This window comes from Idiomarina solivarensis (assembly GCF_033052755.1).
Lineage (GTDB): Bacteria > Pseudomonadota > Gammaproteobacteria > Enterobacterales > Alteromonadaceae > Idiomarina.
In genome coordinates, this window is the sequence record NZ_JAVFHZ010000003.1 from 182,354 (window position 1) to 196,226 (window position 13,873).

Annotated in this window: 14 protein-coding genes; 8 read left to right on the plus strand and 6 right to left on the minus strand. The window is 50.0% G+C overall.

Annotated features, from left to right (window positions below; translation table 11 throughout):
* Positions 1-117: 117 nt before the first annotated feature.
* The 3 genes from RBK99_RS06760 to RBK99_RS06770 all read right to left on the minus strand — a co-directional run bounded on the left by RBK99_RS06760 (position 118) and on the right by RBK99_RS06770 (position 2,633).
* Positions 118-969 (minus strand): thymidylate synthase, encoded by an 852-nt coding sequence (locus tag RBK99_RS06760; protein ID WP_317503871.1) that lies wholly within the window; start codon positions 967-969, stop codon positions 118-120.
* 61 nt (positions 970-1,030) lie between these two features.
* A complete protein-coding gene (locus RBK99_RS06765) occupies positions 1,031-1,309 on the minus strand; it encodes a helix-turn-helix transcriptional regulator (RefSeq protein WP_317503872.1) in 279 nt (92 codons plus the stop codon).
* Positions 1,302-2,633, minus strand: coding sequence for a HipA domain-containing protein (locus RBK99_RS06770; RefSeq protein ID WP_317503873.1), 1,332 nt, complete (start codon positions 2,631-2,633; stop codon positions 1,302-1,304). Before RBK99_RS06770 ends, RBK99_RS06765 begins: the two co-directional genes overlap by 8 nt.
* 191 nt (positions 2,634-2,824) lie before the next feature.
* On the opposite strand from RBK99_RS06770, the gene RBK99_RS06775 reads away from it, so the two are divergent.
* Genes RBK99_RS06775 through tcdA form a run of 3 tightly spaced genes read left to right on the plus strand, consistent with a single transcriptional unit; the run spans position 2,825 to position 5,044 of the window.
* Positions 2,825-3,853, plus strand: a complete 1,029-nt coding sequence (locus tag RBK99_RS06775; RefSeq protein ID WP_317503874.1) for a response regulator — start codon at positions 2,825-2,827, stop codon at positions 3,851-3,853.
* On the plus strand, positions 3,850-4,269 hold the full coding sequence (locus RBK99_RS06780; RefSeq protein WP_317503875.1) for a PAS domain-containing protein: 420 nt from the start codon (positions 3,850-3,852) through the stop codon (positions 4,267-4,269). The genes RBK99_RS06775 and RBK99_RS06780 overlap by 4 nt, the downstream gene beginning before the upstream one ends.
* Positions 4,262-5,044: a tRNA cyclic N6-threonylcarbamoyladenosine(37) synthase TcdA gene (gene tcdA / locus RBK99_RS06785; protein WP_317503876.1), complete on the plus strand. Its 783-nt coding sequence runs from the start codon at positions 4,262-4,264 to the stop codon at positions 5,042-5,044. Before RBK99_RS06780 ends, tcdA begins: the two co-directional genes overlap by 8 nt.
* Here the strand turns inward: tcdA and RBK99_RS06790 are convergent.
* Positions 5,021-5,389, minus strand: coding sequence for a SufE family protein (locus RBK99_RS06790; RefSeq protein ID WP_317503877.1), 369 nt, complete (start codon positions 5,387-5,389; stop codon positions 5,021-5,023). The genes tcdA and RBK99_RS06790 overlap by 24 nt on opposite strands.
* Positions 5,390-5,513: 124 nt before the next feature.
* Here RBK99_RS06790 and RBK99_RS06795 point away from each other — a divergent pair, with 124 nt between their 5' ends.
* The 4 genes from RBK99_RS06795 (at position 5,514) to RBK99_RS06810 (ending at position 11,335) form a co-directional block, all read left to right on the plus strand.
* A complete protein-coding gene (locus RBK99_RS06795) occupies positions 5,514-6,263 on the plus strand; it encodes an electron transfer flavoprotein subunit beta/FixA family protein (RefSeq protein ID WP_317503878.1) in 750 nt (249 codons plus the stop codon).
* Positions 6,260-7,189 (plus strand): electron transfer flavoprotein subunit alpha/FixB family protein, encoded by a 930-nt coding sequence (locus tag RBK99_RS06800; protein ID WP_317503879.1) that lies wholly within the window; start codon positions 6,260-6,262, stop codon positions 7,187-7,189. The genes RBK99_RS06795 and RBK99_RS06800 overlap by 4 nt, the downstream gene beginning before the upstream one ends.
* Before the next feature lie 191 nt (positions 7,190-7,380).
* A complete protein-coding gene (locus RBK99_RS06805) occupies positions 7,381-9,225 on the plus strand; it encodes a DUF1302 domain-containing protein (RefSeq protein WP_317503880.1) in 1,845 nt (614 codons plus the stop codon).
* A 76-nt stretch (positions 9,226-9,301) separates the two neighbouring features.
* Positions 9,302-11,335, plus strand: a complete 2,034-nt coding sequence (locus RBK99_RS06810; protein WP_317503881.1) for a S9 family peptidase — start codon at positions 9,302-9,304, stop codon at positions 11,333-11,335.
* Position 11,336: 1 nt separating this feature from the next.
* Here the strand turns inward: RBK99_RS06810 and RBK99_RS06815 are convergent, their stop codons facing one another.
* A complete protein-coding gene (locus tag RBK99_RS06815; RefSeq protein ID WP_317503882.1) occupies positions 11,337-12,101 on the minus strand; it encodes a glycosyltransferase family 25 protein in 765 nt (254 codons plus the stop codon).
* Positions 12,079-12,873, minus strand: a complete 795-nt coding sequence (locus RBK99_RS06820) for a glycosyltransferase family 2 protein (protein WP_317503883.1) — start codon at positions 12,871-12,873, stop codon at positions 12,079-12,081. Before RBK99_RS06820 ends, RBK99_RS06815 begins: the two co-directional genes overlap by 23 nt.
* 80 nt (positions 12,874-12,953) lie before the next feature.
* Here RBK99_RS06820 and ung point away from each other — a divergent pair, with 80 nt between their 5' ends.
* Positions 12,954-13,604 carry a uracil-DNA glycosylase gene (gene ung, locus RBK99_RS06825; protein WP_317503884.1) on the plus strand — a complete coding sequence of 217 codons (651 nt, stop codon included), beginning with the start codon at positions 12,954-12,956 and terminating at the stop codon, positions 13,602-13,604.
* The last annotated feature ends 269 nt before the right edge of the window (positions 13,605-13,873 follow it).

A 13,873-nucleotide genomic window follows, 5' to 3' on the forward strand; every position in this document is an offset into this window, starting at 1 on the left:
CGAAGGCCATCCATGGCCTTCGACACTCTGGCATAGAGCCCCTCAACACTCGTAACGCTTACATGCGCCCCAACAGCCGTTTATCAGCCCCAGCTCTGTTCTAATCTCTTAATTGGATTATACAGCAAAAGGGTACTTTATTGGCTCGTGGCATTCGTAGCCGCTGACGGTGAAATCGTCTTTACTGACCCAGGTTTCAATGTCTTCAAGAGACTTAATTTCCGGGTTAATATGCAGTTGCGGAGACGGGAAAGGCTCGCGTTTCAGCTGCACATCGCGCATAAGTTCCAACTGATTTTCATAAATGTGAGCGTTTACTATCTTGTGATAGGCCTTGCCCGGCTTGTGCCCGGTAATTTTTGCTACCAGAGCTAAAAGAACGAAGCACTGAATTTGATTAAAATTAAGCCCCAGCGGTACATCGCAGCTGCGTTGGTAAGACGTTAAGTAAAGGGTGTCGCCTAACAGCGAGAAGTTATGGGTATGCATGCAGGGGCGCAAACAACCCAGTTCAAATTCACCCGGGTTATAGAAGGTGACTATTTCGCCGCGGTCATCAATGCCTTTTGACAGGTGATTAATCACTTTTTTCAACTGATCTAAGTGGCTGCCGTCCGGCTTTTGCCACGAGCGGCCCTGTACCCCATAAACCCGGCCCATGTCGTCTTCGCCTTTGCGGTTGGGGTTATTCAGCCAGGCCCGGTTTTCATTGGCGTTGGCATCCCAGGTTTTACAGCCAATATCGCGAAACTGAGCCGCGCTGTGGTAGCCACGCAAATAACCTAAAAGCTCAGCAATGGCTGACTTGTAATAGCTTTTTCGGGTGGTAATCAGCGGGAATTGATTGTTCGCTACATCGTACTCTAAATCGGCGTTTATGACCGTTAGACAGTTAATGCCCGTGCGTTCGTTTTTAACCCAGACACCTTCGTCGACAATGCGTTGGCACAGTTCTAAGTATTGTTTCATTTTTTATATAGATTGTGTGGTGCGTAATGTTTTATATCGTACCTGATGCAATGGCATCAGGCTACAGCTTATGGTTAACAGCCTTGGCACTGAGTCGAAGTCCAGCGGGAGCAAGCAATTTTTCGACGATAGATAAACGCGGATCGGTCTTGCCTTTTTCAATGTCGCGCAATGTTCTATCGGCCACCCCAAGAAATTTCGCGTAATGAGCCTGATTCATCCCATATAAGTCCGTTCTGATTCTCTTAATTGCAGTCCCGAGAGAGATATCGCCACTAGCCAATGCCTCTTCTATATCTTTTATTATCGCTCTGCGCTCTTCTATTGATAAATTATCCATTGTGTACACCGAAATTTGCTAATTTACTTTCAAGGTTGTTAAAGCCAATGGCAGGGAATTCCAGTATTTCGCGAGGACAACCATGCTGTTCTAATAAAACAGGAACACCAATTAACTTCTCCGCTAAGCTGTTCAGGAACGCCATCAACTCGTCAGGTTCGCAATACTCTGCAAGCTGTTTAACCACGTTATCAAAGCGAACTATGCCGCCTTCTTCACAACTTTTTCCCCATTTAAATAAACGGGTTACCATTTCAGGGTCGGCTTTCATCGGCGCAAAGTCGTAAATAGGGGCAAATTGAATATCACCCTCTAATTTTAAAAATGAGATATTACGCCCATGATTGTCCGAATTTCCGAAAGCCAAATTCAATAAATCTCTTGCCAGATACTGTTTAGCAAACTCTTGGCTCGACATCTGGGTGGTGTTTTTGATCTTATTCCAGACGTTCTCCATGACAAAAAAGTGATCCTGGTAACTGCCGGGGCCCGCATTAACCATCGAATAGATACTTTCAACGCCAATCCTGGTCGCTATTGAGTTATTAACTTGAACGTCAAACCGTGGAAGCCAAAGGCTTACTTGAGATTCATGCTCCAGCGTCATCATGCCAGACACGTTAATGGTCTCAATGCTGGTACCTTCCAGTATCTTGCTCAGCACCTGATAAAAGACACCTTCCGCACGAAGAATATTATTGTCTCTGGCAGAGCGAGTATTCCGGGCAAATTTGGTCAGGTAGGGTGTTGCAGAAAGCCGTTTACCGGCAAAGTCACCATCAATATAAACCTCTTTATTTTCAACCATAAGCAGCAGCTTGGGAGCAACACCACCGGCTCCCGTAGCACCACCCACAGCGGCCCCTTGTTCATTTGCATACTCCAGAAAACCGTGTTGTAACTGTGCAACATCATTAATGGAAAAGCGCTGCGTGTTATGAGCGTTCAGTTGCGAAGTGGCTTCTTTAATACGGAGGTTACCAATGGGGGACATGCAGGCGTGGGTCAGTAACGCATAATTCTGCTCAAACTCGCTACGTCTACTGACATTGAGGTAATTAAGCCACCAGTCCCGAGACTTCCCTACCGGCAACAAATCGTCGAGTAATGCAGGCCAGCTTGCGTAATCGATAGGTGTCATCGTGACGGGGGCGTTAACACTACAAGCCCAGCAGTCTGTCATGCCGTAGCTGTGCACGTCCTTAATGTATTGTGGAAGATAAGCTAAAGTAACACCACTTGCCATCTGTTCACCGGCAAAACTGATATCGGCAGCGTCCCACCATTTTCCCTCGTTAAATAGCTGAAGTGTTATATTTTTCATTAGCACCCGGCAGTTTGTTGCTGTAATTTGGTAAGACTAGCTTATAAATCGGAATCAATCTACCGTTATTTCATTGTTTATCGATCTTTTCCGGAATTAAACTGCTGTAGCCTGAGGTTCACATACATGGCATCAGACTGCACCATAGGTTAAACTAGTGGCATGCTTTTACTGGCCGGGAACTTCAATCTATGACGCTAAAAGTCACCCTGTGCGATGACTCGAAAATGGCGCGGAAACAGCTGTTGCGTACGCTGCCGGACGACTGGGATGCCGAAGTGCACCAGGCGGAGCACGGTGAGCAAGCGCTGACTTGTGTGCGTGAAGGCCGGGCTGAAATTCTGTTCCTGGATTTGAATATGCCGGTAAAAGACGGCTACGAAACCCTGCAGGCAATAAAAGACGAGCAGTTAGAAACCCTGGTTATTGTGGTCTCCGGTGACATACAGCCCGAGGCGCAAAAACGCGTACAGGCATTAGGCGCCATGGCCTTTGTGAAAAAGCCAATGAAAGCCGAAGACGTGCAAACCCTGTTGCAGCAATTTGGCCTCTACCAACCCGCCGGTGGTCAACTGAAAATAGCAGACCAGCAAACTCAGGCTCCGGCGAACCCGTTGGATGTGTACCGTGAGGTATCAAACGTTGCCATGGGTCAGGCGGGTGATCACTTAGCCCGGGTGCTGGATACGTTCATTGAACTGCCGGTGCCTAACGTCAATTTTATAGCGCCGTCTGAACTGCACATGGCCATAGAATCTATCGATGCCAAACAGCAAGTGGCGGCGGTGAGTCAGGGCTTTTCCGGTAGCGGTATATTGGGTGAGGCATTAACGCTGTTTAATGAAGCGGCTATTGACGACATAGGTCATCTGTTGGGCGCAAAACTGGGTGAAAGTGGCTCGGTCAAACAGCAGCGCATTGAGTCGCTAATGGATGTCGCTTCTATCTTGTCCTCTGCCTGTTTAAACGGTTTAGGTCAGCAATTGCATGTGGAGTTTGCGGCGTCGCAGCCGGTGCTGTTGGGCGAGCATCAGCCCATGCAGGAACTGTTAAAGCACGGTGAAAAACGCTGGCAGAAAATTCTCGCAATAGAAATTGGCTATCAGTTGCCGGAACACAAACTGGCGTTCGATCTTTTATTGCTGTTTCCGGCCGATGCCGTGAAAATTCTCGACCAGCAGTTGGCGCACTGGCTGCAAAGCGAAGAGGATGACCAATGATAGACGATATGGACGAGCTGCACAGCAAGTTGAGCATTCTGGGCGCCATTGATGTGGGTATTGTGGTGGTGGATAACGATAACAACATTCAAATGTGGAATGAGTTTATGCAAAACCACAGCGGCCTGCGACCGAGCGAAGTGCGCGACAAAAATTTATTTCGTTGCTGCCCCGGTGTCGATCAGTCCTGGTTCCAGCGCAAAATAGACCGCGTGCGGCAATTGAATTCACGGGTGTTTATTACCTGGCAACAGCGACCTTATGTGTTTCGTTTTCGTCATAGCCGGCCTATAAGCGGCCAGAGCGAGTGGATGTATCAAAACGTCACGCTTATTCCGCTGAAGAATCCACGTGGTGAAGTGCACCAAGTGGGCATTATTATCTACGATGTGAGTGAACAACCGAGTCATGAGTGAAGTCCCCGATCAACGCTTTGGCGGTGTCAGCCGTGTTTACGGACAGCAGGCGCTCAACCATTTTCAACAGTTACACATTGTGGTCGCCGGGCTTGGCGGCGTGGGTTCCTGGGCGGTGGAAGCGCTGGCGCGTACTGGCATTGGCAAGTTGACCCTTATCGATTTAGACGACGTCTGCACCACCAATATCAACCGTCAGCTACCGGCCACCGATGACACCATCGGTCAGCTGAAAACTGAGGTGCTGGCGCAGCGGGTGAAAAGTATTAACCCGAGCTGCGAGGTAAAGATCATTGACGACTTTTTGCTGCCGGAAAACTTCGAAAAATACTTAACCGGCGCGGATGCCGTGCTCGACGCGATAGACAGCGTGAACACCAAAGCCGCTCTGGTGGCTTGGTGCAAACGCCGCAAGTTACGCTTAGTGGTGTGCGGCGGTGCCGGCGGGCAAATCGACCCAGGCATGATCCGCGTCGGCGACCTTGCCAAAGCAAAACAAGATCCGCTCCTGGCTAAAGTGCGATCTCAACTGCGCCGCGACTACGGCTTTTCCAAGAACCCCAAGCGCAAATGGGGCGTCGATTGTGTTTACTCTGAAGAGCAACTGCGCTATCCAATAATTTCCGGTGAGCAGCAAGGCGAAGTGACACTGCAAAAACCCGGCTCCGGCTCCATGCGCATGGACTGCAGCTCCGGCTTTGGTGCCGCCATGGTGGTCACCTGCAGCTTCGCCATGCAAGCTACCGCTACGTTATTGAAGCGATTGAGCCCGTAACTTCAGGGTTTTGGCGACCTGGTACAGGCCGTTGCTGCGGGACGGGCTCAGAGCGTTATCTAAGCCTTCTTCACGGTAAAATTTATCAATATCGAAAGTAGAAATTTCAGTAACAGAACAGCCATCCAGCCGCTGCTGCAGTAACGCCAGCAAACCGCGCACTATGCGTGACTCAGAATCAAAACGAATGACAACAGCCTCAGGGTCAGACGTATCCAGCCATAACCAGACCTTCGCCTCGCAGCCACCCACCAGGTGATCGTCATCACGACATTCTGTCGGATATTCTGGTAGACTTTTAGCCTGTTGAACTAAGTGACGAAAAAGCTGTTCCCAGCTGGCCATGTAAACTCTCCCTTACGGCAATAGAGTTTTATTCTCCCATAACTTGTGAGATCGACGCCAGTCTAGGATAATGACAACATAATGAACACCAACATTCAGAACATTCCAGAAAAAGGAAGACAACATGAAAATACTTGTCGCGGTTAAGCGCGTCATTGACTACAACGTCAAGGTGCGTGTGAAACCAGATCAGTCCGATGTCGATTTGGCTAACGTCAAAATGGCACTGAATCCATTCTGCGAAATTGCTGTGGAAGAAGCCGTACGCTTGAAAGAAGCGGGTACCGCAGACGAAGTTGTAGTGGTTTCTATTGGCCCGAAAGCGGTACAGGAACAGTTGCGTACTGCCCTGGCGCTGGGTGCTGACCGTGCTATTCAAGTTGAAACCGACGACATGCCAGACTCTTTATCGGCCGCTAAAATCCTCAAAGGTGTGGTTGAGAAAGAAGGCCCTGACATGGTCATTCTGGGTAAACAGTCTATCGATTCAGACAACAACCAGACCGGCCAGATGCTGGGTGCTTTAACCGGCATGCCACAAGGCACGTTCGCGTCGAAAGTCGAAATGGGCGACGGTTTTGTGAACGTCACTCGTGAAATTGACGGCGGCCTGCAAACGGTTAAATTGACCCTGCCTGCGGTTGTTACCACCGATTTGCGTTTGAACGAACCACGCTACGCGTCGCTGCCGAATATCATGAAAGCCAAGCGCAAGCCGCTGGACACTACAACCCCGGACGAACTGGGTGTGGAAGTTAAGCGCACAATTAAGCTGCTGAAAGTGGAAACGCCAGCCGAACGAAGCGCCGGCGTGAAAGTAGCCGATGTAGATGAGCTGGTCGACAAACTGAAAAACGAGGCGAAAGTATTATGAGCATCTTAGTGGTAGCAGAACACGACAATAACGCGGTTGATCCTTCAACCCTGAAAACGTTAGCCGCTGCACAGGAAATCGGTGGTGACATCGAGGTACTGGTTGCCGGTAAAGGGTGCTCAACCGTTGCTGAAAACGTCGCAAAAGCCGACGGCGTGAAAAAAGTCATGCTGGCAGACAACGACGCTTACGAGCATCTGTTAGCAGAAAACATCGCAGAGCTGGTTGCAGACTTAGGCAAAAATTACAGCCACATTCTGGCGCCAGCCACCACCACCGGCAAAAACTTTATGCCGCGTGTAGCCGCTTTGTTAGACGTGGCACAGGTTTCTGACATTATCTCGGTAGAAAGTGACGACACCTTTAAGCGTCCTATCTACGCGGGTAATGCCATTGCCACGGTGCAGTCAGAAGACAACATTAAAGTTATTACTGTGCGCGCAACGGCATTTGACGCTGTGGCAGAAGAAGGCGGTAGTGGCGACGTTGAAAGCATCGATTCAGTGTTCAGCAACGACAAATCTGAATTTGTCGGCGAGCAGCTGGCAGAGTCTGAACGTCCGGACCTGACCTCAGCAGAAATCGTTATTTCTGGTGGTCGCGGTATGCAAAACGGTGAAAACTTCCATATGTTGGAAGACATTGCTGACAAACTGGGTGCGGCAGTGGGTGCTTCTCGTGCCGCAGTCGACGCTGGCTTTGTGCCAAACGACATGCAGGTCGGTCAAACCGGTAAAATCGTTGCGCCGCAGCTTTATATCGCGGTCGGCATTAGCGGTGCTATCCAGCATTTGGCCGGCATGAAAGACTCTAAAGTCATTGTTGCTATTAACAAAGACGAAGAAGCGCCTATTTTCCAGGTGGCCGACTACGGTTTAGTTGCCGACTTGTTCGACGTACTGCCGGAACTTAACAGCAAACTTTAATTTTTGCTGCACCTTTGTAATATTCAAAAATCGCTGCTGGCGCGCCATTTTCTGCGTCAGTAGCGACATTTCCCCGCACTTTTTCCAACAACTTGTTATATTTTCGTGTTCATACACTTGCATATTTTTAACTCATCGGACATGATTCAGACATAACCGCCAAACAAGTTTAAAGGATTAGGTGGCTCACAATGAAAAGAAGAACAACTATGCTAAAAAAACTTCCTCTGGCTACGGCTATTGCACTGAGCTTTGCGGCAACAGGCCAGGCAGCCGATTTTGAAGTCGGTGACTACAAAATTAAATTCGATTCTATTCTGACCTACGGCGCGGCATGGCGTATGGAAGATCAGGCCAACCATCTGATTCATCCGGGCAATCGTGCCAGCGGTACCGCCGGTTCCAGTGTGGGCGATGACGGTAACCTGAACTTTGATAAAGGCGACTTAGTCTCGTCGGTATTCAAAGGCGTTCACGATTTAAGTATTGACGGCGGCAGTCACGGCGCCTTTGTTCGTTTTAACTACTGGTACGACTATGTGGTGTCGGAACAAGAAATGTCACACGGTCACACCGCGAACTTGTACTACCCAAATACCACGTTAAACGATGATGCTTTCGACAGTTATTCACAAGGCCAGGGCGTTGAGCTACTCGATGCTTTCGTTTATGCCAACTTTGACTTGGGCGATATGCCTACCAGCGTACGTTTAGGGCGTCAGGTATTAAGTTGGGGTGAAAGCACCTTTGTTTTCAACGGTATTAACGACATTAACCCGCTGGACGTTAACGCTGCACGTCGTCCGGGCGCGCAAATTAAAGAAGCGCTATTGCCAGTTGGTATGCTGAGTACCAGCATTGGCCTTACCCGCTCAGTAAACTTTGAAGCGTTTTATCAGTACGAGTGGGACAACACCAAACTGGACGGTTGTGGCACTTACTTCTCCAGCGTTGATATTATTGGTGGTCCGGGCTGCGGTCTGGTCACGCTGAACCCGCAACTGGTTCCCGGCGACCCGAACAGCTACTTAAGCGACCGCGAGTCAATTCAGGCGGGCGCGTACATTGGCAGTAACCCAACCTTAGAAGCCTCTGACAGTGGTCAGTGGGGTATGAACCTGCGTTACTACTCGCTGGATTTAGGTACTGAGTTCGGTCTTTATTACCTGAACCTGCACAATAACACGCCGATTATTTCCGCCTATAACTGGACTGTGGACCCGGTTCCATTCCAGCAAGCAGCGGGCGCAGCCGGTCAGCAACCGGGTTATACCTGGTCAACACCAAACGGTTATCCTATTGACGGTCCGCGACTGGTACTGGAATACCCGGAAGACACCAAAGTCTACGGCTTTAGCTTTAGTACCAACTTAGGTCTTTGGTCTGTCGGTGGTGAGTATAGCTTCCGCGATGGCGTGCCAGTGCAAATCAATACCACAGAAATTTTAACCGCTGGTTTGCGTCCAAACGTGCCAAGTACCTTTGCTGACCGCGTTCAGAACACCGAGTTGGGTGGTTTAGCACACGGCTACGACCGTTTAGACGTGAGTCAGGCTCAGGTGAGCTTCGTGCGCTTTGTTGACCGCTTATGGGGCTCAGACCGCATGACCTTCGTGGGTGAAGTGGCCATGAACAGCGTACACGACATGCCAGGTCTGAACGAGCAACGTTACGGTCGTTTACCGCTTTATGGTAAATGCTTAACGGCACAGGATACAGGCGCTTCGTCAGATATGAACTGTGAAGGTTTTGCTACATCGACCTCATGGGGCTATCGTACGCGCTTCCAGTTTGAGTACTCAAACGTATGGCAGGGCTGGGGTTTAAACCCAACCATCCAGTTTAACCATGACGTCAGTGGCTACTCAACCAACAGCAACTTCATTGAAGGCCGGAAGTCTTTAGGTCTGGATTTAGTGGCTGATTATCTGTCAACGTACAAAATTAGCTTAGGCTACACCATGTACTCTGACGAGAAGCTGGATCCGCTGTCCGATCGCGATTATGCGTCAGTTAGCTTCTCCTACGCGTTCTAATGCATTGATTCACACCGTGAATCACGATAAAACCGTCTCTATTGAGGCGGTTTTTTATTTTCCGGGGGAATAAAACATGAAAAAATGGTTAATGACGGCGGCGGCGCTGGCTTTATCGGCTACAGCAGCAGCCCAGGAAAAACTCGAACTGGAAGATGTGTTTACGCTGGAGTACGCGTCGGCACCCACCATTCACCCCAGTGGCGACTGGACCGTGTTTGTACGCCAGTCCATGGACATTCAGAACGACCGCAAAGTCGGACGTTTATGGGCCAGCCTGCCCGACGGTGATCTTCGTCCGCTAACCGGAGAGCAAGGTGATGAAAGCCAGCCGGTGTGGTCACCCAGTGGTGATCGGTTAGCCTATGTCTCAACCAAAACCGGCAGCCCGCAAATTCACATTTACTGGGCCGACTCTGGTGAAACCGCCGCCATTACCCAATTAACCCAGGCCCCGGCCGGTTTAAGCTGGTCGCCCGACGGCACCCAAATTGCGTTTTCCATGTTTGCCCCCAAGCCCACTCCGGCACCGGTCAGTTTACCGGGCAAGCCCGAAGGCGCGGACTGGACAGCACCGCCGCAGTACATCGATAAAGGCAATTATCGATACGACGGCGGTGGCTACGCCAAAGACGGGCATCAGCAAATTTACGTGATACCAGCCACCGGCGGCTCACCGCGTCAACTGACCGAAGACGCTTACCACCATACCGGGCAGTTAGCCTGGTCACCCAACGGCGAACAGCTTTTCTTTTCGGCCAACCGCCGTGAGAATTCGTTTTTGCAACCGGTTAACAGCGAAATTTATCGTCTGGACTTAAAGACGCAGCAAATTACCGCGATAACTGAGCGTAATGGCCCGGACAACGCACCGAAAGTCTCACCTAACGGCAAAAAAATTGCTTTTACCGGGTACACCGACGAGAAAATGAGCTATCAGATCAGTAAGCTGTACGTTATGGACTTAGATGGCTCCAACGTCGAGGTGCTGACACCGGATCTTGATCGCAGCGTGTCTGGTTTTCAGTGGGACCCGGACAGCGACGGCCTGTATTTTACCTACGACAACGAAGGCATTGGTCAACTGGCCCGTACCGATTTGGAAGGTGATCACACCCAACTTGTCCAGCGCGTTGGCGGGTTATCTTACAGCCGGCCTTATGGCGGTGGCGATTTCAGTGTGGCCAATAACGACAACATTGCTTTTACCTTGTCCAATCCGCAGCGTCCGGCTGAACTGGCGTTATTTAAAGCGCAAAGTGAGAATAACGCGAAAGTCGTGCAGCTCACGCACCTGAACGAAGACGCCCTGGCGCATAAGCAACTAGCGAAAATTGAAGAAATTCGCTACCAATCCAGCGTGGACGGTAAACAGCTGCAGGGCTGGATAGCCTATCCGCCGGGCTTTGATAAAAACAAAGACTACCCGTTAATGCTGGAAATTCACGGTGGTCCGCACACCAACTATGGTCCGCGCTTTGCCGCCGAAATTCAGCTATTTGCCGCCGCAGGCTATGTGGTGCTGTATACCAACCCGCGCGGCAGCACCAGCTACGGCGCCGATTTTGCCAATGAAATTCACCACAACTACCCGGGCAACGACTACGACGACTTAATGGATGGTGTGGATGCGGTTATCGACAAAGGCTTTATTAAAGAAGACGAACTGTTCGTTACCGGCGGCAGCGGCGGTGGCGTGTTAACTGCGTGGATCGTCGGCCATACTGACCGGTTCAAAGCCGCGGTGGTGGCTAAGCCGGTCATTAACTGGTACAGCTTTGTACTAACCGCCGATATGTACAATTTCTTCTACCAGTATTGGTTCCCGGGTCTGCCGTGGAACCACACCGAGCACTACATGGAGCGTTCGCCTATCAGCTACGTGGGTAATGTGACCACGCCCACCATGCTGCTGACCGGCGAGAACGATTACCGTACGCCCATTTCAGAAACCGAGCAGTATTATCAGGCACTGAAGCTCAAAGGGGTGGAGACCGCCATGGTGCGCATTCAGGACTCAGGCCACGGCATTTACGCGCGGCCCAGCAACCTGATGAACAAAGTCGCCTACATCCTGCATTGGTTCGAAAAATACCGCGGGGATAAGTAGCCTACCGGTTTTTATGATACCGGCGGTTTTGCCAAAAGAACCGCCATTGTTCCTTCAGACGAACCCAGCCGCGGCGCTTTGAGGCGTGGCGGTTGGCCACACTAAAAATATCGCTTTCATGGGTGTGGCTGTTGTCCACGTTGTAAGGCAGTAAGCCCAAAACATGAGCACCGGTTTCCCATTGCCATTGCATATCCACATCCACCGGGCGGAAAAACGGCACCCGTGACAGCAATTTCTTAGCTCCCTGGCGACTTACCAGGTAGGCACAGGCACCCATCGGCGGTTTCTCGTAATCCACCAGTTGAAACTCACCATAGGTTTCCAGCGGCTGCGACTCCTTTGGCCTGAACGGCTGCGCCAGTTTAATTAAATCCCAGTGGGCAAAACGGCTGTCAGCCAACGCTGCCACCGGCTTTTGCAACTGAGCAAACAGCGGGTCCAGCACAATGTCATCTTCCAGAATAATCGCGGCGTCGTGTTCGCTTTCCAGAAAGGTTTTCCAGGCTTTGCGGTGGCTCATGTAACAGGCAATTTCACCCATGGTCAGGTCGTAATTGTAGCGCTCGGTGTTCAACTGGTGGCTGTACACCGCGTTCACTTCGCTGTTAGAAACCGCGCGGCCATCCACCGCCGATACCCGTTCAAAGTCCAGGTTCAGTTCCGCCATGGCTTTTTTTACATCGTCAAGACGGTGGCCGGAGCGGTCCAGATTAATTAAATAAATAGGTAAACACGGCATATTAGCGCTCTGATTTTTCGACATCGTCACCGCGCTTCCGGCGGTAAGCGCGCTCGTACAATTTAGCCTCGGTCAGGAAAAAGTGAAAGGCGTCAATGTTGGCCTTAATAAAACCGCGCCATCCGGCTAAAAACATACGGCGGATAAAATAAAATTTAATGAACATGAGCGGAAATATCAGCAGCACCCGCGCCAGGCTGCAATGGCGACCGCGCTCTTCCCGTTGTTTGGCTTTTAGCAGGGAGTATTTGTTCAGCTTGTCCATGTAACCATGAGCGGAATCGTAACCGTAGTGTTTCACGTCAATAGGCAAATGAGCCAGCGGCGGTTCCACTTCTATGTGCTCATGCACTTTGGTCGATGTATTCCACTTAGACTTTGACTTACGATACACTCGGCGAAAACGATGATGACGGTGGTAAGGCAGCGAATGCCCCATAAAAATGTCGTCGTGCGCCAGATAGATGCCGTTGATGTCGTCTTTGGCTATCCGCTGCTGAATTTGCTCGAAAGCGCCCTCAGGCATCACTTCGTCGCCATCCAGGTTGATCACCCAGTCGTTACGACACTGCTCCAGTGCAAAAGCCTTTTGTCTGGCGTAGCCCAGCCAGTCCTGGTGAATAATGCGCGCCCCGTGTTTTTCGGCAATGCTGAGCGTGTCATCGGTGGAACCGGAATCCACCAGCACAATTTCGTCCGCCTTTTTAACGCTAGCCAATACCTCATCCAGATAACGACCTTCGTTTAACGTAATCAGATACACACTGATTTTAGGTAAATTGCTTTGCTCAGACATGGGAAACCTATGCATCTTTAGTTGAGAACCGCGATCATATCGTTTTATGATACAAAAACAATAACAACGGAAATATCAATATGCCCTGGAGCACTCTTTTAGCCGAGGAAAAGCAAAAGCCGTATTTTCAGCAGCTGTGGCAGCGCGTTGAACAAGCCCGCCAGAAAAGGGTGGTGTATCCACCCAAGGAAGACGTATTTAACGCCCTTAAACTGACCGACCCCGAAAACATTAAAGTGGTTATTTTAGGTCAGGACCCATACCATGGCCCGGGTCAGGCGCACGGCCTCAGTTTTTCAGTACCCGAAGGCGTAAAATTTCCGCCGTCGCTGCGCAACATGTTCAAAGCCATCGCTATAGACTACCCCGACACCGTATTGCCAAAACACGGCGACCTGACCCGTTGGGCAGAGCAGGGTGTGTTACTGCTCAATACCGTGCTCACCGTAGAGCAGGGCAATGCACACAGTCACGCCAGCTGGGGCTGGGAAACCTTTACCGACACGGTCATTAGTAAAGTGTCGGAAGCCACTGAGTATGTCGTATTTTTGCTGTGGGGCTCACACGCGCAAAAGAAGATACCGCTTATCGACGGTGACAAACACTATATCCTGACCGCACCACATCCGTCGCCCTTATCGGCTCATCGCGGCTTTTTCGACGCCAACCACTTTCGCAAAACCAATGACTATTTGCAGGAGCACGGGCGACAGCCTATTCGGTGGGTATAACTTGACATGACTATCAGGCTACTCTCTTAAAAACTAAAATTTAAAAATTTGTGTTTTCTTATTAATTAAGCTACTTATTCTGGAATTACACGAAATAGCGACCCATAAAGCCATTGATAGCTGACCTTATTTACGTCAGGTTCAAATATTCATTCGTTCAAGTGAAATTACCTTTTAAAAACTGGTTTTTTTCTGATATTCACTCTATCGTGTGAAATATATTGATATTATTATTTTTTTCTTCTATATTCACTCAATCAAGTGAATTT